The following is a 19343-nucleotide window of genomic DNA, read 5'->3' on the forward strand; positions in this document are numbered from 1 at the left end:
CTCCTCCTTATTGATTCTACGTTTATATTTAACTATAATTTAGGTTAAGTAAAACATCGCACAAAGGCATACCATACGATTGTTTGGATTACAAATTTCAAAGGTAGAGAAAGTGAAGGAACATATGATTTTTTTAGAGACTAAAAGACTGAGATTGCGAAATATCGAAGAAAAAGACTTGGACATCATCTATGACTATCGCAATCACGAACTTTGCTCACGCTATCAAAGAGGGCAGACCAAAAATAGAGAAGGCTTGAAAAAATTGATATCGGAAAGAAAATACGGAAAGATCTCTTTGGAAGAGGGTTTTATTTTGACGATTGCTCTGAAAGAAACGGATGAAATGGCGGGAGAAGTTGTCGTGATGCCCGAAGAAAACATGATCTCTATGGGATATACCATATCCTACAAACATCACAGGAAGGGCTTTGCTTTCGAGATCCTTTCCGCCTTGATAGAGCTGTTGCACGAGAAGTATCCTCATCACGGATTTATTTGTCTGGTCGATCCCGAAAACATACCGAGCATGGAGCTCCTTAAAAAATTGGGGTATGAAGATATGGGCTATGAAGAAAACACCGATTCTCAAATCTACGGAAAATGGGTGAGCGATACGGTTCTCCCAACCGTTCTTTGATTTTTCACTTCCGGATGACAGCAGTTTCTGTGGATAAGTGTATAAATTCTTGTGGATATTCACAAATTCTGTGGATAAGTTTTAAATTTTCTCCTTTTCCTTCCCATTGCTTACGGTACATATGTTTTGTTTGAGAAACTTATACACAGGTTTTGTTTATAAGTCGTGTGATCCTTATAAAACAAAGAGTGAGCGATCCGAAAAACCTCCGTTGCTCCATAGAAACAACACACAGAGATGTATCGCGTTTTTGCCGTTCTTCTACGGCACACGGAAGCCTTGTCATACTAAACCCGAGGCAAGGCCGAATAATTGGAAAAACCGGTACAAAATCCATGTTCTATGCAGGATACATTGCCAAAAATCGTTGATATGACAAGTTTTCCAGTTCTATAGATTTAAAGAAAAATCGGGAGTTTGCCTTTGTGCGACAGCCTCCCTTTTTCCGGAGGAGATACACCATAGCACAGCTCTGTTACAAACTTATGTTTTTCTGTTTTTTGTCTTGCTTTTTCACAGCTTTTATTATAGAATAATTCACAGGCTGCTGGGACGTAATTTCATTATTATTGTTTCAGGGAGGAAATACATTGGCTAGACCAAGAGGACCACGTTTCAAAGTGGCAAGAAGATTTGGAGTAAACGTTTGTGCTCATCCGAAAGCACTCAAAAGAGGAGCTCAACCTGTTCGTAAACAATCCGACTACGGTAAGCAGTTGGTTGAGAAGCAAAAATTAAAGGCATACTACGATATGCAGGAAAAACAGTTTGCAAACTGGGTAGAGGCTGCCATGGCATCCAGGGGTAACGCAGGGGAAAACCTCGTTCAAAGACTTGAGTGCCGTTTGGACAACCTTGTTTATCGTTTGGGCTTCGGTGCTACCCTTCGTCAAGCAAGACAGATGGTCGTACACCACCACATCCTGGTAAACGGAAAGAGAATTGACCGTCCTTCTTACGAAGTAAAGGTCGGAGACGTTATCAGCTTGAGAGAAAAATCTCAAAGTGTTGAGCGTTTCAAAGATAACTTCAGAGATTCTCTATGCAACCTGTCTTATCTGCAAAAAGATGAGAACAACTTCAGCGGAAAGCTCGTAGCTCTTCCGCCGAGAGAAGAAGTTCCGATTGAAGTAACGGACTCTCTTATCATCGAGTACTACTCTAAATAAGATCCTTATAATCAAAAAATCTCTATCGATATTCTCGATAGAGATTTTTTTGTGTAATAATACTATCCGACCGGTGTTTCGGTATATTTCTATTCATACCGTTCTCCCCGTTCTCCGTTCGGCGCTTCCTTTGAGTTGTGGATATAAACAGTCTGCAACCCATAAGAAGATAAAACGATGTTTCTTGATCGAAAGACAGATATATCCATCCCTTCTATTGGAGAATAGTATGAAATACCGGATATACAAGATATATAGCAATTTTGGATGATTCTATACTTCAAATCGTCCGGCTTTTTGCTTTTGATAAATAACGGTATTGATCTTCCTTTAGACAACATCATTATAATACAAGGAGGTTGATACTGCAATCACGATCCGTTCAGATCTCGATATCCTAGGGTAGGAACTGTTCATAGATCGCTGTGATCTCATTGTCCTTGACTGTAACATAACAATACATCTGGTGTTCGTCGTGCGTCATCTCAAGAAACTCCTCTTCCTCAAGCTTTCTGAAGGTAGTCGCAGGCTCCTCGCTGGTCAGGTCGACTCCATTGATGTCCACTCCCTTTGCAAGGGGAAGGGTATGTCCCCTGTCCTCTTCACTGTCAATGATATAATAGCCGCTGGGAGATTCCTCGGGATCTTCTCCCAATTCTCTGATCTTATCGTCATCCTGCCCGACAAATAAGAGTTGGGCTTTATTGAAGGTGACCGTCCTGTTTTTTGCATCGGTCGATGTAATGCAGGCAAAAAACCTTCCGTTTTCTTCGGTATATGTTTCATCTGTATAGAGGGAGACCTGCTCCTCCTGTTCTTCTTCCGTCGTATCCTCCACCGGTTCCACGGTTTGTACGGTTCTGTTCGACATATCGTCTCTTCTACAGGACGAGACTACCATCGTCATACAAAGACAAAAGAGTGCTATTCCTACCTTGAGTATAGGTTTCTTCATACAACTCACTTCTTTCTTTTATGAAATTATTCTGCAAAACCGCGGGAACATCACTGTGTCAGACCTCGGTTTTACTACCCGTCTATTGTATCAAAAAACATTCTCTCAAGTCAAACTGCTACTGTCCAATTCTTCATACTTCTCAAAAAATAACTTCAACTTCCGTACAACCTCTCCTACAACACCTTCCTCATCACCTTCTATATTCAAAGGCATCAGAGGTTCATGGAGCGACATCCTAAGAAGGAACCAGCCTCCCGGCACGATTCCCTTGACTCCTTCGTAATTCTTCTCAGGCAGACGGTAGCCCTCTTCTTTCTCGATGAATCTCTCCAAGTCGGAGAGGACGCTCTGACCATAAGCCTTGAAGTTTGTCGCCGTGATCGGCAGACGGTACTCCCCCTCCTCCTTCGGATCAGTGAGATTCTCAAGAAGACTTGTGACCGCGAGTCCCTTTTTGTGAAGTTTTGCGACATAGACAAGAATCTTGGCGACCAGATAGGCTCCATCGTCAAGAAAATAGTTTTCCTTCATTGCCGCATGACCCGAAGTTTCAATCGCCAAATGAGTTTCGACCCCTTCCTCATTTAAACGGACCGCCTCATTGATCACATTGCGGTATCCCCTTTTGAAGCGATGATGGAGACCGCCTCTCGCCTCGATAAATTCCGCCAGGGAATTGGAGGTAATCGAATCGGTAACAACGGTACTGCCCGGATGTTCCGCAAGGACAATCGAAGAAATCAAGGCAATCAGGCGGTTTCTGTTGATTTCCTCAGCTTCATGGCTGACAATCGCCGCCCTATCCACGTCGGTATCGAAGATAATCCCCAGATCCGCCCCGTGATTCGCGACCGCCTGAGAAATCGACCTCATCGCCTCCTTGTTCTCCGGATTGGGGATATGGTTGGGAAACATCCCGTCCGGCTCCAAATAACAGCTTCCCTTCGTATCCGCTCCGAGTTCTTCCAAGACCTCTTTGGCAAAAAAACCTCCTGCCCCGTTTCCCGCATCAACAATGATATGCAAGCTCTTCAGAGGAAACTCCTCTCCGGTCTGCTTACGGATAAAGTCGACCAGATACCTGCTATAATCTCCGATCAACCCTCTTGATACGATATCCTTGGGCTCCGCTTGAGAAACCTCTCTCTCCTCGGAGAGAATCTGCGTGATATCTGACTTATCAAGCCCTCCTTCTCGCGTAAAAAACTTAAATCCGTTGTGGAAATAAGGGAGGTGGCTCGCTGTGATCATCACCGCTCCATCCATCTTATAGTCCTCAAACACCGTACTCATAAACATCGCCGGAGTTGTCGAAAGCCCCGTATCGAAGACCTGCACCCCATAACCCTGCATCTTGTACATCATCGTCTTCTTGAGCATATCTCCCGACAGACGCGAATCCCTACCTACGGCGATGCGAAGTTCCTGCACTGCTTTGTGTGTCTTTTCGGACAACCACAGAACAAACCCCTTTGCGATCTCCTCTGTCGCCTCCTTGTCCAAATTGACCTGACGTTCCTTATTCTCCAACGCGATCCCGCGGATATCGGTCCCGTTTTGCAATTTTAAAAGTTCTTTCTTATTCAAGACTTCCACCTTCCTTTTGTGTACTACTGCGATCTGATCAAAATAAGAGCGATGGGGCAGCACCCGATTATTTGTCGTACTGTGATCCGCTAGAACTGCCTCCCCATCCGTTCTGACACGGCAAACCTTTCATCTACTGTGGAGTACAAACCGCGGATATCGATAATTCAATACCTTTCGGGGACACAATGCACAAAGGCAAGCTTCCGACTTCTCTTCGATTTTACAAAATATGAGGGTTTGCGATATCATTTTCAAGAAATTCATCCTTTGTATAAGATTGATTTTATGCCGTTTTTTTGAATCTCACGGTATGGGCTTATACTATTCTTCCTTTGAGTTGTGGATATAACTATAGCAAACGACATAAATATCTGCACTTTCGAAATGTATCTCGATTCTATTTTGAAGAATAGGGATTCGGCAAAGTGAAAATAATTTTTGCGTTCACTATAATATGTGACCATAGAAGATAAACCGATTTTTCGTAAGTTGAAAAAAGGATATATCCATGCTTCTATTTGGAGAATCGTATTACAGCTTTTCCGTTGAAAAATCAAGGAAAACTCTCCTCGTTTTTATGCACTGTCGGCTTGATACTGTTATAGACACCGAACAGAGATTCAAATCTATTTTAATAGATGGTTTTAGATTTGTAAATCAAAGTTGAAAGAATTGTCCTGCTCGGTTGTCACGATCCACTCGTTACGGTTATCAGAATTATCTGTCATCTCTGTCCTTCGATCTATAATTCCCCCTTGAGTTTTTGTTTTATTATATGATGAAATTTTTCAATCTTTGAAAACATTTTTTCAAAACCCCTTGTCTAATTTACAAAAAATTTGTTATACTTGTAAGAGTAGAAAGGAGGAAGGTTAATTTTAGTAGATTGTAAGAAACGGATCCGGAAAAGATCCGCTTTATCAGTTCTTTTTCTATAGGGAACGATTACATATTTTTATCATTCCATATGTCGAGAAGAAGAATCCGTACTTATGCATAGCTAATCTATCGGAACACAATATTGAATGAGAGGTGTATAATTATGTCAGATCAAACAAAAAAGGTCAGAAAGGCAAATTTGAGTGAAGCTCTTATTTCCTTCTTCGGTCTTATCCTCATTATGGCAATCGGTATTATGAAGTTTCATGTTGACCCGCATGTCCCGATGTTTCTCGGAGTTATTGTTGCAGCCTGTGTTTCTCTTTACATAGGATATACTTGGGAACAAATTGAAGAATCGATGATCCACGGAATTACCCAGGCTCTTCAATCCGTTCTTATCCTTGCAATCATAGGTATCCTCATCGGTGTATGGATGGTGTCGGGAGTCGTTCCTTCCATGATCTACTACGGATTGAACATTCTTTCTCCCAAGATCTTCCTTCCCGCAACGATGATTATCTGCTCGATTACATCTTTGGCGACGGGTACATCGTGGGGAACCGCAGGAACCATGGGTATCGCCCTTATGGGTATTGCTCAAGGGCTGGGCATTCCCGCTCCGATCACAGCCGGTGCAGTTCTTTCCGGTGCTTACTTCGGAGATAAGATGTCTCCGTTGTCCGACACGACCAACCTTGCTCCTGCTATGGCGGGAACCGATGTGTTCACTCACGTTAAGTTCATGCTCAAAGCAACGGTTGCTACCTATGTGATCACCATCGTGGCATTTACCGTGATCGGTTTGAGATACGGATCCGGAGAAGCGGAACTTTCCAGTATCTTGGAACTGCAACAGGCAATCGCCGACCAGTTCAAGGTCAGCCCCTTGCTCCTTCTGCCTCCCATAGTCGTTATCGTAACCATCGCTAAGAAGATGCCCGCTATTCCCGGCATTACCATCGGTATTCTCATAGCCGGACTTATGAGCCCCATCTTCCAAGGTGCGGATGGAGGATTCGGCGCACTGTTGGACTGCGGTATGAACGGTTATGTCAGTGAGACCGGAAACGAGGCGGTCGATGCCCTTCTTTCCAAAGGAGGTCTTATGAATATGATGTTCTCCATCTCGATGACCATCATCGCCATGATGTTCGGCGGCATTGTTGAGATGACGGGACAGATGGAAGTTATTGTAAACAACATCCTAAAACTGGTAAAATCCGATGCAGGTCTTGTCGTTGCGACCGAAGCTACCTGTATCTTGAGTAACGCGACCATGCCCGAGCAGTACATCTCGATTGTTGTACCGGGACGTATGTATGCAAAGGCTTATCAGGAACGCGGTCTGCATCCGAAGACCCTCTCCAATGCTCTGGAGTCGGCAGGTACGGTATCGGGAGCTTTGATCCCGTGGAATACCTGTGGGGTATTTATGTCCGAGACCCTGGGTCTTCCCGTCTATGGAAAGATCGATACAAAGGGCCTTTACGGTCCTGCGGGACAATATGTTCCGGGCTATGCTCCTTGGGCGATCTTCAACTACCTGATGATCATTATGACCGCCGTCATGGCATTTATGGGCATCACGATAGCGAAGATGACTGAGGAAGAAAAGAAGATTCTTGCCGAAACAGGTCGTGTGTCCTAAACGAATTTAAGATTGATTACAAGAGAACTGTCTTTTAAGACAGTTCTTTTTATATCTTCTTATATCTTCGGAAAATATTGCACCACAGATATATCTTGCTTTGTCATGCCATTATCTGTTAGGATTGACAGGTTGAACACTTTGAACTGTCGTCCTGCAAATTGTTTTTTCGCTAAGGAAATGCCGCATAATTCGGAAAAACATCCCAAAATCAATTTTGCACGAATGATGAAATTTTTGAAAACATTGATATGACAAACTTTTTTATTTTATAAAGTCGAAGAAAAATCGGACGTTTGCCTTTGTGCGATATTTTCCTAACAATATATGCTTCATACCCGAAACGGAGAATAGTATTATACCGATATTGCAAATTATGCGGTATCTCCTTTTTGTTCCTTCCTTGAAATTGTTAAAAATATATAAATTTTTTGCCTTTAGAGTTGACATAAAAGCATACAATCGTTACAATAGATTTGTGTGAAAATATGTGTTTTTTCCGGAATTGAAAATCAGTCCTATATCAAATGTCAAAAAATACGGTCTTTGTTTTATTCCCCGTTCTTATGCTTTGAACAGAAAATAAGGCTGCAATTTTCAGTTCTTGTCGTGTAAGTGTTTTTTACAAAAAACAGCATCTATTTCAATTTTTATATCTGAAAATATAACTTTGTCTGAAACTGCTTCTTGACCTTGAATCTTATTCTCTCTCATTCTTTTTCAGACTCGAATCCGTCTCCTCCGGTCCTCTTCATACCTTCATCATCAACGGTTAAGAGGTTGTTTTTTTGTATTCGGGAACCTACAAAAAACACAGAAGGACTCTGGTAAAGAATAGCATATATGCACACTCTTTCAACAAATGACAGTGGACTCTTACTACAATTATTTATTCTTCAGTGCTGTCGAATTTCAGATACATAAAAATTAAGATTGTTAACTTTGCAAACATGTATTGTTATAGGTCAATACACCGCATAAAATACCTCCGGAACGAGAAACTTCTTCCAATTGCTTTTTCCAACATCGGTACGTCGAAAAAACACAATGAAAAAAGTTCGAAGAATACAGTTCTCCTTACTACTGTATATCCGTATTGTTCAATACCGAACCTCTTCACTTTTTAAGGCTGTTTATGTTTTATCCACCGGTACCCTGACTTTACAAAAAAACGTATTGAGAGCATCCTGCGAAAAAGATGAAGAATCTCTGTTGTTTTGTAGATTGAATGTATCAAAAAAATGTTTCCAAAGATGTTTTATCGGCAAAAAGTGGATTTTATCCCATCCCTTGTTTCACTTGCCCGATTGCATGATTTGAACTCTACAACCACATACAACGTTTTCGGTCAGAATATCGTTTATTTTCGCGATACCAACCGGAGAATAGTATTCCCCAGCTTTTTTCGCTACAGTGTTGCCTTAAAACAAAATAATTTACCTGAGGTTGTTAAGAATGAATGAAGTATTACGACAGGAGAGGAAGTTTTTGATCGGTATACAGACCTATCATCGACTTTCCCAAAAATTTTCCGAATTTATGGCCCTGGATGAGCACAGTAAAGGAGACGGCTATTGCATCCGTTCCTTATATTTCGATTCCATCGACGATGTAGACTGGCAGGAAAAGGAGGATGGAATTGAACTGAGGCGAAAGATCCGCCTTCGAAACTATGGTCCTCAGACAAACTTTGCCCTTTTGGAAATGAAACAGAAACAGGGACCGAATCAAAAAAAACGTTCTTTAAAAATGAGCAGAGCCGATGCCGAAGAGCTGATAGCAGGCAATACTTCGGTCCTTCTAAAGTACCCCGATAATTTTGCGGCGGAATGTTATTCCCGCATCCATATGTATTGCTATCGTCCAAAAACCATTGTCGAATATCGTCGCAAAGCTTTTGTAGCAAAGGAAAACAAGATTCGTATTACCTTTGACCGCCACATTATAGGAACCGAGAGCTGCTTCGATCTCTTTTCCGAAGAGCTGTTGCAATCGAGCCTTATCGATCCGGGACTTATTGTTTTGGAAGTAAAATATAACGGTTTCTTACTCACCTATATCAAAACTCTTCTCGAAGAGATCAACTCTTCCGAACTCAGTGTCAGCAAATACTGCCTCGGAAGAGCGGTAAGCAAACACTATCACTTTTAACAAATAGGAGATTTCAACTTATGAAAAGTATTTTAAGAGATGTTTTGGAACAAAGCGGTACCCTAACCTTTCAGGAAATTTTGCTTCATATTCTGGCTGCAGCCGTTTTAAGTGTTGTAATCTATATTTCTTACGCCTATACGCACAGCGGTACATCTTACAGCAAAAAATTCAATGTATCTTTGATGACCTTAACCGTTCTGACCGCCGTTGTAATGACTGTAATCGGAAATAACGTCGCTCTTTCGTTGGGTATGGTCGGTGCCTTGTCCATTGTTCGCTTTCGTACGGCGATCAAAGACTCCAGAGATACCACCTATATCTTTTGGACCATCGTTGTAGGAATCTGTTGCGGAGTGGGCGATTATCTTGTGGCCTCTTTGGGCAGCCTGGTCATCTTTATCATGTTGTTTCTATTCGGACGAGTCAAAAACGAAAACCGTATGTTGTTGGTCATAAGGGCCGCTCTCCACTTGGAAACTGAAATCGAGGGTGTTGTGTTTCGATATTTTGAGGGTCAGGCAGTGCAGAGAGTCAAAAACTCCACAGCTTCTTCCATAGAGATGATCTTTGAGCTCTCTCGCAAGATCTATGAAAAAAACTATGATCAGGATGAAAGCATTACCTCCAAACTCTATAGCTTGGGACCAATCGACTATGTAAACATCGTAACACAAAGCGATGAAATCAACGGTTAATGAATATGAAAACGAACAGAATTTATTTTTTAACGATATTATTTATTCTTTTATTATCCTTCTTCTTTCATTATTTAGAAGAAGAGTACAGCTACAAGAGAGTTCATCAACATCTTCAGAACCCTCCCCATACCGTCAAAGAGGATGGACAGGAGCTTGTTACCCACCTTCCTTTGATTGAGATCGATACCGACGGGCAACGCATCCCCGGAGGAAGAGTGCGTAGAGTTCACGGAGTACCGGTTGTAATCGATAACCTTCCGAGTATCATCTCCCATATCAACATCCGGAATAAAAAAGGTGAGGTAAATTCCCTCAATAAACAGCCCGATGATCAGTTTAATGTTTTGATCCGTTATCGCGGCAATTCTTCCCGCCTTTTTGACAAAAAATCTTTGAAGCTCCATTTTATTGATGAGGTCGGAAACAAGAAAGAAGTCTCCCTTGCCGGAATGACTCCGAATGATGAGTGGAACCTCCACGGTCCCTTTTTTGACAGAACACTGCTTCGCAACTACCTCGGCTACAACATTTCAGGAGAGATCATGGATTACGCTCCCAATGTGAGATACTGCGAACTGGTGTTGAACGGGGAGTATCAAGGCCTCTACCTGATTGTGGAAGACATAAGTCAGGGAACAGGTCGTATCCCTATCGAAAAAAGTGACAGACGTTCGAAAAAAACTCCTTATATCGTCGCATGGGATCGAGATTACAAAGCAAAGCGAAAGCTCAACAACTTCAGCTATTATACGTACCAGGCAGGTGTTTCGGCACTGGATATCAAGTATCCGACCAAGACCGGCCTGACACCGGAACAGGAAGAGTATATCCGACATGATATCAGCCATATTGAGAAGGTCCTGTACTCTTATGACCTTGGCAAGTATGACAACTACTTGGATAAGAATTCTTTTGCGGAATATTTTATTATAAATGAATTTTTTCGCAACACCGATGCCGGAAAGTTTTCTACTTATCTCTATAAGGACTTGAGACAGAAAATGAAACTTTGCGTCTGGGACTTTAATAACTGTTGCGACAATTATGCAGATCTGGCTTATGATGCTGCGGGATTTACCATGCAGGATACCCCTTGGTTCTCTATGTTGATCAAGGATCGGGATTTTGTGGATCTTGTAGTACACAAATACCATCTTCTTCGTCAAACTACCTTGAGTACCCCCTACCTCCTTGACTATATTGACGAAACCCGTGATTTTTTGGGTCCCGCTATAGAACGTAACAATGCCAAGTGGGGCTATGTGTTTTTGATGGAGAACCCCGATCCCTTAAACTATCTTCTTCCTTATGACCGAAATATGAGAAGTTACGACGAGTCCGTGGAACAACTGAAAACCTTCATCATCCAACGTGGCGCATGGCTCGATCGAAACATAGAGACCCTCTATCAACACTGTGCTCCATCCAAGAACAGCAATACTTTACTTGATTAAGAAAGGCTTACGATGAAAAAATATCTGATTACCGTCACCTTGATCATCCTTTTAGTCGCAGGCATTTATCACCTGATCTATACGGAGGGGATACTGTACCTTCCTCACAAGGAAGATATAAAACCTTCTGTGAACTTCCACATAGAGGGAAGTTCCATCTTTCATCACGGATCGGTAGAAGACAAGAAATTTCTGATTAGGGGAGTGGATATTCAAAGCTTTACACCGGGTTTTGAACAAACGCAATATGCCATCGATCGGGAAACCTATGAAACATGGTTTTCTCAGATCAGCGAAATGGGGGCCAACACATTAAGAGTTTATTCCATTATGGATGCGGACTTTTATGATGCCCTGTATGCGTTCAACAGGAGTTCCGACAACCCCCTTTATCTCTTACAGGGAATCCGCATCGATGATTACAGTGCCAACTCGGAAACGGACGCCCTCCATCCTACCTTTTTTGAACAGCTGCGTTTGGATGCAAGGATCGCTGTCGATTGCATCCACGGTCGAAAAAATATTTTTACGAACCGAAACGGAAACGGAAGCGGTGTTTATCGCAAAGATGTTTCCAAATGGGTTTTGGGCTTTATTATAGGAGAGAGTTGGAACAACGAAACCATCGCTTATACCGATGAAGAAAACGAATATCTTCCTTTTTCGGGAACCTATTTTTATACAACCGAGGAAGCAACACCTTTTGAAACCGTGCTCGCTCAAGTTATGGAGGAACTGGTCGAGTATGAGACCGAAAAATACGCAACCCAACATTTGGTTTCTTTTATAAGTTCCCCAAGCAATGACCCGTTTACGTACAAGCAGAACTACTGCATCCAGATGTCGAAGTTTGCACAACTCAATATCGAACATGTAAAAGCCACGGAAAACGTTCATGCGGGTATCTTCGCATCTTATGAGATGTATGATTTTAATGGAAGATTTATGCACTATCTGGAGACAGATGCTCCTTTTTTTACCCCTGCATTCGTAAAACATCTGGATACCTTGTCTTATCCGGCAGCCTATTCTTCACTACTGTGCCATTATCACAGTATGCCTGTCGTAATAACGGGCTACGGATATTCGACTTCCCGCGGAATCGACACCACGGAATTTTTAGGAAGTACATCTCCTTTCTCGGAAGAAAGACAGGGGCTTCTCCTGGTTCGAACCTATAAAGACTTCATATCCTCAGGCTGTTCCGGTGCCACAATATACGCATGGCAGGACAACTGGGATTCCAGTTCCTGGAATACCTCGTTTGCTGTAAACAAAGATTTTACGCATCTCTGGGGAGATGTACAGACCAACCGTCAGGGGTTCGGCCTCCTGACATTTGAAAACACTCAAAAAAATCATAGTGTGGACGGAAAAGATGAAGAATGGGCAATACATTCTCCCATAGTAAGCGGAGCTGCTTCTCTATTTGTCGATTATGATGAAAAATTTATCTATTTCAAAGTGGAAAAAAAGGGACTCTCCATGCAGGATAATATCTATATTCCCTTGGACACAACTCCAAAGTCCGGATCTTTAAGGTACCCTGCCGCCAACCTTGTCTTTGATCGGGATACCGATTTTATTTTGGCGATCAGAGGAATTAACGATTCCGAGCTCTTGGTCCAAAAACGCTACTCCGCGGTAAGAGAAAACTATCTCGCCGAATCCTTGGGAAACGACCCGTTTATTCATATCCCCGACACTGCTTCCCAATCTTTTGAAACGGTATCTATGGTTTTAAAAAACAACAGAGTGTTCGATAACCTCAATAAGATAAAACATAAAGATAAGTGGCTTCCCCTACATCCTTCAGGAAAACTCCTACATGGAACAACCGATAGAAAAGACGAACTGTTCAATTCTCAGGCAGACTTCTGCTATGGGAAAGACATCCTGGAAATTCGAATTCCCTGGCAGTTGTTAAACTTTTCAAACCCCGCTCAAGGGATGATCCATGACGATTATTACGAATACTATGGAGTCAGTGAGTTAAGTATCCCCTCCTTCCATGCCGGACTCTCCATATCCGATGCAGGACAGGGAATCGTCTCCTTACATGAGGTCCTGTTGAAGAACTGGAGATCGCCCGATGTGCAGCCTGTACTCAAACATTCATATGCAATCGTTAAAGACTCGTGGACGAAGGAAGGAGATTAAATGGTTTCGATAAAAAACATCCTGTATTTTTATATCTCTATCTGTGGGTTCATGATCCTGTTCAACCTTCTATATATGTTTCGTTCGACCCAAAGTCAGTTTTATGAAAAAAACCGAAAAAAAATGTGGGACTCTTTGCTGAAGTCCGAATTTGACCATCTCTATGATCACGAAGAGCCCTCCTTCTTCCACAGAACCGTATGTTTCATCCTTCTCAAGAGGGTCTATCATCTCAGCTCCTTCCACAGTTGTATGAAGGAGTTTAGAGAAACTCTGCCCGATGAGGTCGAAGACTATCTGTCCACCTACTCCGCCCTATTCAAAAAACTTGCCCTCTACTATGGGAAGAAGGACCCTATGTACCGTGGTTACTTTGCCCATATTATAGGCAGTTTGAACCTCGTTGACGAAGACGATCCCCACGAGATCGCCTCCATACTTTTGTCCTATCTGGACTCTTCCACCTCCTATTGCCGAGAAGAGGTCCTGTATGTTCTCTATCGGATCGGACATGTGGGGATCGTAGAGCAGGCTGTGCTTAAGATCAATGATCTGAGTATCTTTCATGACCCTACGATCCTGAGCAAGGGCTTGATCTCTTTCTCGGGAGACAGAGAGCTTCTTTTCCAAAACCTATGGAAACAAAGGCACCATCTGAACCGTAATTTGGTCGTTGCTCTTATCGCCTTTGCCGGTACGGTAGATCAGGATTATTCCGAGGAGCTGTACGAAATACTCCAAGACAAGGATACGGACATCCTCGTCAAGATAGAGATCCTGAATTATTTCAAGACACACGAGTATTCGCCGATCTATCCTACTTTGCTTGACTATATTGAAAAACACCAACTCTACGGAGAAAAACTCGCCTTGTCCTCCATTGAGATTGTAAGACGTATCTTTTAATGTGATGTTTTTGAGTTCCCGAATAGACTCTGATTACAAATGATCCCGAAACCCGGAACAATACCGCATGAGGGTAATAGCTTGGATTTGACCTTGGGAGTCATTTCTCTTATACATGCGTCGGCAATACAACAGGCAACCGTATTCCTATGAATTTTTATGAAAAGAGGGTATGATGTGGCAACTATTACTTTTATTCTGAAAATATCGCAACTGTTTTTTCTGATCTATCTTCTGTGTTATGCCACTTTTTTGTTTTTTTCCGTCCTTCTGGCAGGAAACCATCTCTATAAGAAAAGTGAATTACAGAAAATACATGAAGAGTTGAGACATGATTATAATATCCCCGTTTCGGTACTGGTCCCTGCTTACAACGAAGAAGTAACCATTGTGGATTCTATCCAATCTCTGCTAAATCTGGACTATCCCTTATATGAGATCATCGTCGTCAATGACGGCTCTACGGATGAAACGTCAAAACGTGTACGAGAGGCTTTTTCGCTTAAGGCATCCGAACGTTCTCTTCGAGAACATATCCCCTGTAAAAAATGTGTCGGAATCTACGAGTCTTCCATCAATGATGTTCCCATCACCTTAATTGAGAAGGAGAACGGGGGCAAAGGAGATACGCTCAATATGGGGATCAATGCAGCCCGACACCCTTTTTTCCTATGCTTGGATGCAGACTCCATCTTACAAAGGGATTCTTTACAAAAAATCACCGCTCCTCTTAAAGAGCATGACCACGTCATTGCCATCGGCGGCTTGGTTCAAATCGCACAGGGAGCGACACTAAAAGACGGGGTCGTTACCAAATACCGTCTCCCCTGGAATCCCATCGTCTGTTCTCAAATCATAGAGTATGACTGCTCCTTCTTGGGTTCAAGAATATTGATGGATTCCTTTCAGGGCAATCTTATTATCTCAGGTGCCTTCGGTCTGTTTAAAAAAGATCTGGTGATCGCCGTCAAAGGATATGATACCGAGACCTTGGGAGAGGATATGGAGCTGGTAATGAAACTGCATTACTTCTGTCGAAATAATCAAAGACCCTATAAGATCCTCTACGAATCGGATGCCATCTGTTGGAGCCAAGCTCCTTCGAGTATTTCCGACCTTTCCGGACAAAGACGCAGATGGTTCCTCGGACTGCTGCAATGCATGTCAAAGTATCGCTCCATCTTTGCCAATCTGCGTTTCGGTGCAGTGGGAATCGTCTCATACCTCTACTACTTTATATTCGAACTTTTTGCTCCTATGATAGAAGTTTTGGGCCTGTTCATCATTGCTTTAAGCATTGCCATGAACAAAATAGATTTCCACTTCTTTTTGATTTTGTACATCATCTATACTGCATATTGCTCCTGTATTACCTTTACCGCATTTTTGCAGAGAGCTTATTCTCAGAATTTCAAGGTATCGTTCGAAGACTTGTTCAAGGCCATCTATATTTCGTTATTTCAATACATGTTCCTACACTGGCTTCTGTCTTTTGTCCGCATCAAATCCCTGATCGGATATGAAAAGAAGAAACATTCCTGGGGGACAATAGAACGGATGAAACAAAATACGGACAGCTGATGACATCTTCCGCCCGTCTTCGGAACAAGTCCCTTTTATTTATGATCATCGATATCGACAATTTGAATTTTATGGGAGAGGAAAGTAGTTCACGGTTACAAACTCAATATGACACTGTTCCATATACTGCCGTTCTTCGATCAAAGAAAAAATGATACGGATAAGCGATGACACAACGAAAGCAAATCGAATATACGCATACTTTGATCGACAAAATAAAAAATCACCCCTTGGAACAAAATATCCGAGGGGTGGTTTCATTCTTATGTTTCACAGTAAGGAGGTCTTCTCCTCTTTGTCCTAATACTATTATCTATTAGAATTGACAAGTTGAATTCTTGGAAGCATATCATCTTCCAACTTGTTTTTTTGATACAGATCTATGTTTCATACCCTACATTTTAAACGGAGAATAGCATACACGCTGTTTTTATTGTTTTGCACAGATGAAATCATAGTACATATCATTGTTGCTGATACTGAGTTTCACCTTTCCGTCAACAGGCTCCTCAAACAAAATAGTGTATTTGTCTGTATCAATCGTTCCGATTCCCACAGCAATCGACCAGGGTAGGGTGCCGAGTGACTCTCCGAGGAAGGTTACATCGACGCTGCCATCTCCTTTGAAGTCCATCAGCAAGGCCTCGTTGATATTTTTAAATCCTTCCACCTCGCTCAACTCTCTTCCCATAACATCCTTGACCGACTCTGTCTTCCAACTTCCAATCATCGCCTTGGACGCTTCCGGAAGATAATTTTCGGGATTCATCGCATCGGTACCTTCTTTTGCAAAAATCACCTTCAGTCCCTGTCCCATTGCGTTGTCGAAGGTAATGATATTTTCTCCTGGAGTTCCTACCATTTCCTGTCCGCTGAGATCAATAACGATCTTTCCATCCTTTTCTGTCCAAGAAACGAGACTTTCTTCTCCTGCTGCGTGAAATTTCATTTTTCCCGTTCCTTTGATTTCAAAACTTAATTCTCCTCCAAAGGCTTCTTCTCCATTCATATGGACACCGATAGCTTCCGCTGCTACTGCGATCCATTTACCGTCATAAGGGGTAGGTTTTCCTCCTCCACATGCACTCAAAATCAAAGTACAGACCATCAAAAAAGAGAGCTGTTTCATCCATTTTTTCATAAAAATTTCTCCTTTTTCAGTTTTTAAGTAAGCCACCTTCGTTCATTTCCCTAGAGTTTAAAGCTGTAATGTGACTCCTTGAGCTCTTCCTACAATAATATCTCTTATCCAAAACAGTTTCACACAAAACAGAGTGAATCTCTTCATTTTAGAGACTTTCAATGTACCACAAAACACACGCTGCGATTCTTCTTCAATATATCATTTTTTGAAGGATCCGTCAACTGCACGATATCTTCTATCCCACGGATCATTCCACGGGATAGCGTTATCACACTCACAGTCGATGAGCCTCTAACACAATATGAAGGATTCAAAGCCGGGGCTACCCTACGGTAGAAAATCCCTTCAAAGAAACGGTGTGCTTTCCAAAATACATATGGGTTCCACGAATACCGCTTTGTATAACCTTTCGGTGTAAAGAAGTTTGCGTATAAACCATCTCAACATTTTTACAACATAGGTGGATTACGGAAACAGATGCCCGGACGTTCTTCCTATTGCAAATGCATAGCCTTTTGAACCTGAGAGACAAGAACGGACAGGAGAATCAGAGTTCCTCCCAGCATCACACGAAGACTCAAGGCTTCCCCTAGGTAGATAACCGCAACCAATGGGGCAAAGAGAAGCTCGGTGGTCAATATCAGTGCCGTTTCTGTAGAAGAGACCTTTTTTTGTACGATATTTTGTGCAACAAAGGCAAAGAGGGTACTGACAAGACTCAGATATAAAAGGGGACGATGGACCTCGATCATGTTTGCAAAACATAGTCCTTTCCTCTCAAACACTAGGGAAACAGCGAGCGAAAGAATACTTACGACACTAAACTGCACTAAAGAAAGCACAATCGGATCCGAATCGTGCGAAAACCTCTCAATACTGACGACATGCGCGGCATAGCAGAATGCCGAAAGTACCGACAGCAGGTCACCGATCTGAAATCCTGTCCGTACATCGAAGCTCATAATAAAAAGTCCTAAAAAGATAAATACGACTGCGATCCGTTCCGCCTTGGAGATCGAGGTTCTGTTGACAGCCATCGACAAAAAAGGCACCAGAAGAACATAGGAACTGACGATAAAACTCTGCTTGGAAGCGGGAAGATAGACCAGACCCGTCAAGAGAAACGCAAAGCCTCCGAACATAAACAGACCGATCAAAGCTCCTCTTCGCATATCAACTCTTTGTATTCCCGCAAGTCTCTTCGCAAAGAGAAGGGCCAAAACCGCCGTGGGCGGAAAAAACCTCATAAAGAGAAGAGAGAACGGAGGCAAAATGTCAAGAGCCTCCTTAGATGCACTGTAGCTGCTCCCCCAGGCAAAAGCTACCAACAACAGAATAAACTTATATCCCCACAAACCTCGCTTGTTTTTGATGTAATTTCCTCCTTTCAAACTTCTTATTCAACGTTTTTCTCTATTTCCCTTCGACAAAATCCCTTAACTGTACATATCTCGGATCGTACTTCTCCTGTTTCAGAAGAAGGCGACACAGCTCCCTCGCTCTTTTCTTCTTGCTGTCATTCTCATAACAGACCAGCATATCATAGTAGTTGGGATCAAAATCGATCCTCTCCCTCTGCCAAAACGTATCCAAACGCTCAAAACATTCGACAGCCCGAGCATAGTCACGTTTTAGTGAATAGACGATACCGGAGGCAAAGTAGAGCCTCTGTTTTTCAAAATCATCGAGGTCCTCGCTTTGTATCCCTTTTTGAAGGGTCTCAAGCGCCTTGTCGTACATTTGAAAAAATCGGATCCACGAATTCGAGCGATAGATATAATCCTCCGCTCTGGATAGTTTGCGAAAGAACATCATATAGATCATTCGAAGACAAAATACGGCAACGATGACATAGATGAACTTGATCGGTGTTGAAACCATAATTTTTGATGAAAACACAGGCCTTCCTCCTCGGTATCTGTTTTATGTAAGATTATACGTCCTCCTTTATACCATTCAACCTTCCGTTTTCCGCAGTATCTCGGATCTTTACCCCTTTGTCCGGAGATCATATACGGCCGACCTTCATCATTCGATCGGGTAGCAGTGAATGATCCGCTTCAAATATCATCCCTATAAAAAATGATATAAGCGTGAAAATACTTCATCGGCTGTAAAAAAACGTCACCATACCGATTTAAAAGAAAATAATATAAAAGAGCACTTTAATACTGATTTATTATATCACAGACAAAAAGCAAAAAACAGGTTTCACCGTAACCTTCCTTAAAATCGAACCTCTTCGTTGATCCCTTACGCATACAAACCCTAACTTGACTTGTAAAAAATACATTGAACATAGAAGGCAAAAATCCGATTTTGTGGTAATATAATAAGGTAAATCGTAATTTTTAAAACT

The 19343-nt window shown here is 42.2% G+C and carries 14 protein-coding genes; 9 read left to right on the forward strand and 5 right to left on the reverse strand.

Annotated features, from left to right (window positions below; all coding sequences use genetic code 11):
- The first annotated feature begins 124 nt into the window (after nucleotides 1-124).
- Entirely contained in the window at nucleotides 125-640 is a 516-nt protein-coding gene (locus ACFO4R_RS10065; RefSeq protein WP_379788985.1) for a GNAT family N-acetyltransferase, read from the forward strand.
- Nucleotides 641-1230: 590 nt separating this feature from the next.
- On the forward strand, nucleotides 1231-1809 hold the full coding sequence (rpsD, locus tag ACFO4R_RS10070) for a 30S ribosomal protein S4 (RefSeq protein WP_379788986.1): 579 nt from the start codon (nucleotides 1231-1233) through the stop codon (nucleotides 1807-1809).
- 397 nt (nucleotides 1810-2206) lie between these two features.
- Here rpsD and ACFO4R_RS10075 read toward each other — a convergent pair whose 3' ends face one another.
- Nucleotides 2207-2764: a hypothetical protein gene (locus tag ACFO4R_RS10075; protein WP_379788987.1), complete on the reverse strand. Its 558-nt coding sequence runs from the start codon at nucleotides 2762-2764 to the stop codon at nucleotides 2207-2209.
- A gap of 105 nt (nucleotides 2765-2869) precedes the next feature.
- Complete coding sequence (locus ACFO4R_RS10080; protein WP_379788988.1) at nucleotides 2870-4354, reverse strand: phosphohexomutase domain-containing protein; 1485 nt, start codon at nucleotides 4352-4354, stop codon at nucleotides 2870-2872.
- Nucleotides 4355-5399: 1045 nt separating this feature from the next.
- Between ACFO4R_RS10080 and nhaC the strand changes: the two genes are divergently transcribed.
- From nhaC to ACFO4R_RS10115, 7 genes are all read left to right on the forward strand, one after another.
- Nucleotides 5400-6887 carry a Na+/H+ antiporter NhaC gene (nhaC, locus tag ACFO4R_RS10085; protein ID WP_379788989.1) on the forward strand — a complete coding sequence of 496 codons (1488 nt, stop codon included), beginning with the start codon at nucleotides 5400-5402 and terminating at the stop codon, nucleotides 6885-6887.
- A 1455-nt stretch (nucleotides 6888-8342) separates the two neighbouring features.
- The gene (locus tag ACFO4R_RS10090) at nucleotides 8343-9038 is read left to right on the forward strand and encodes a polyphosphate polymerase domain-containing protein (RefSeq protein ID WP_379788990.1); all 696 of its coding nucleotides are present in this window, start codon (nucleotides 8343-8345) and stop codon (nucleotides 9036-9038) included.
- Between the two features lie 20 nt (nucleotides 9039-9058).
- Nucleotides 9059-9736, forward strand: a complete 678-nt coding sequence (locus ACFO4R_RS10095; RefSeq protein WP_379788991.1) for a DUF4956 domain-containing protein — start codon at nucleotides 9059-9061, stop codon at nucleotides 9734-9736.
- A 5-nt stretch (nucleotides 9737-9741) separates the two neighbouring features.
- Nucleotides 9742-11193 carry a CotH kinase family protein gene (locus ACFO4R_RS10100; protein ID WP_379788992.1) on the forward strand — a complete coding sequence of 484 codons (1452 nt, stop codon included), beginning with the start codon at nucleotides 9742-9744 and terminating at the stop codon, nucleotides 11191-11193.
- Nucleotides 11194-11205: 12 nt separating this feature from the next.
- The gene (locus ACFO4R_RS10105) at nucleotides 11206-13353 is read left to right on the forward strand and encodes a hypothetical protein (protein ID WP_379788993.1); all 2148 of its coding nucleotides are present in this window, start codon (nucleotides 11206-11208) and stop codon (nucleotides 13351-13353) included.
- Nucleotides 13354-14259, forward strand: a complete 906-nt coding sequence (locus ACFO4R_RS10110; RefSeq protein WP_379788994.1) for a hypothetical protein — start codon at nucleotides 13354-13356, stop codon at nucleotides 14257-14259. It abuts the gene before it with no gap.
- A gap of 177 nt (nucleotides 14260-14436) precedes the next feature.
- On the forward strand, nucleotides 14437-15840 hold the full coding sequence (locus tag ACFO4R_RS10115; RefSeq protein ID WP_379788995.1) for a glycosyltransferase family 2 protein: 1404 nt from the start codon (nucleotides 14437-14439) through the stop codon (nucleotides 15838-15840).
- Nucleotides 15841-16270: 430 nt separating this feature from the next.
- On the opposite strand, the gene ACFO4R_RS10120 is transcribed toward ACFO4R_RS10115, so the two are convergent.
- The 3 genes from ACFO4R_RS10120 to ACFO4R_RS10130 all read right to left on the reverse strand — a co-directional run bounded on the left by ACFO4R_RS10120 (nucleotide 16271) and on the right by ACFO4R_RS10130 (nucleotide 18883).
- Nucleotides 16271-16981: a hypothetical protein gene (locus ACFO4R_RS10120; protein WP_379788996.1), complete on the reverse strand. Its 711-nt coding sequence runs from the start codon at nucleotides 16979-16981 to the stop codon at nucleotides 16271-16273.
- 497 nt (nucleotides 16982-17478) lie between these two features.
- Nucleotides 17479-18375, reverse strand: a complete 897-nt coding sequence (locus ACFO4R_RS10125) for a DMT family transporter (RefSeq protein WP_379788997.1) — start codon at nucleotides 18373-18375, stop codon at nucleotides 17479-17481.
- A 22-nt stretch (nucleotides 18376-18397) separates the two neighbouring features.
- A complete protein-coding gene (locus ACFO4R_RS10130) occupies nucleotides 18398-18883 on the reverse strand; it encodes a tetratricopeptide repeat protein (protein WP_379788999.1) in 486 nt (161 codons plus the stop codon).
- Nucleotides 18884-19343 lie beyond the last annotated feature (460 nt).

This window comes from Filifactor villosus (assembly GCF_042652965.1).
Lineage (GTDB): Bacteria > Bacillota > Clostridia > Peptostreptococcales > Filifactoraceae > Filifactor > Filifactor villosus.

Coding starts and splice junctions, on each gene's coding strand:
- ACFO4R_RS10100 (WP_379788992.1), top strand. CDS start 9,742: ATGAAAACGAACAGAATTTATTTTTTAACGATATTATTTATTCTTTTA.
- ACFO4R_RS10120 (WP_379788996.1), bottom strand. CDS start 16,981: ATGAAAAAATGGATGAAACAGCTCTCTTTTTTGATGGTCTGTACTTTG.
- ACFO4R_RS10110 (WP_379788994.1), top strand. CDS start 13,354: ATGGTTTCGATAAAAAACATCCTGTATTTTTATATCTCTATCTGTGGG.
- nhaC (WP_379788989.1), top strand. CDS start 5,400: ATGTCAGATCAAACAAAAAAGGTCAGAAAGGCAAATTTGAGTGAAGCT.
- ACFO4R_RS10075 (WP_379788987.1), bottom strand. CDS start 2,764: ATGAAGAAACCTATACTCAAGGTAGGAATAGCACTCTTTTGTCTTTGT.
- ACFO4R_RS10095 (WP_379788991.1), top strand. CDS start 9,059: ATGAAAAGTATTTTAAGAGATGTTTTGGAACAAAGCGGTACCCTAACC.
- ACFO4R_RS10065 (WP_379788985.1), top strand. CDS start 125: ATGATTTTTTTAGAGACTAAAAGACTGAGATTGCGAAATATCGAAGAA.
- ACFO4R_RS10090 (WP_379788990.1), top strand. CDS start 8,343: ATGAATGAAGTATTACGACAGGAGAGGAAGTTTTTGATCGGTATACAG.
- ACFO4R_RS10105 (WP_379788993.1), top strand. CDS start 11,206: ATGAAAAAATATCTGATTACCGTCACCTTGATCATCCTTTTAGTCGCA.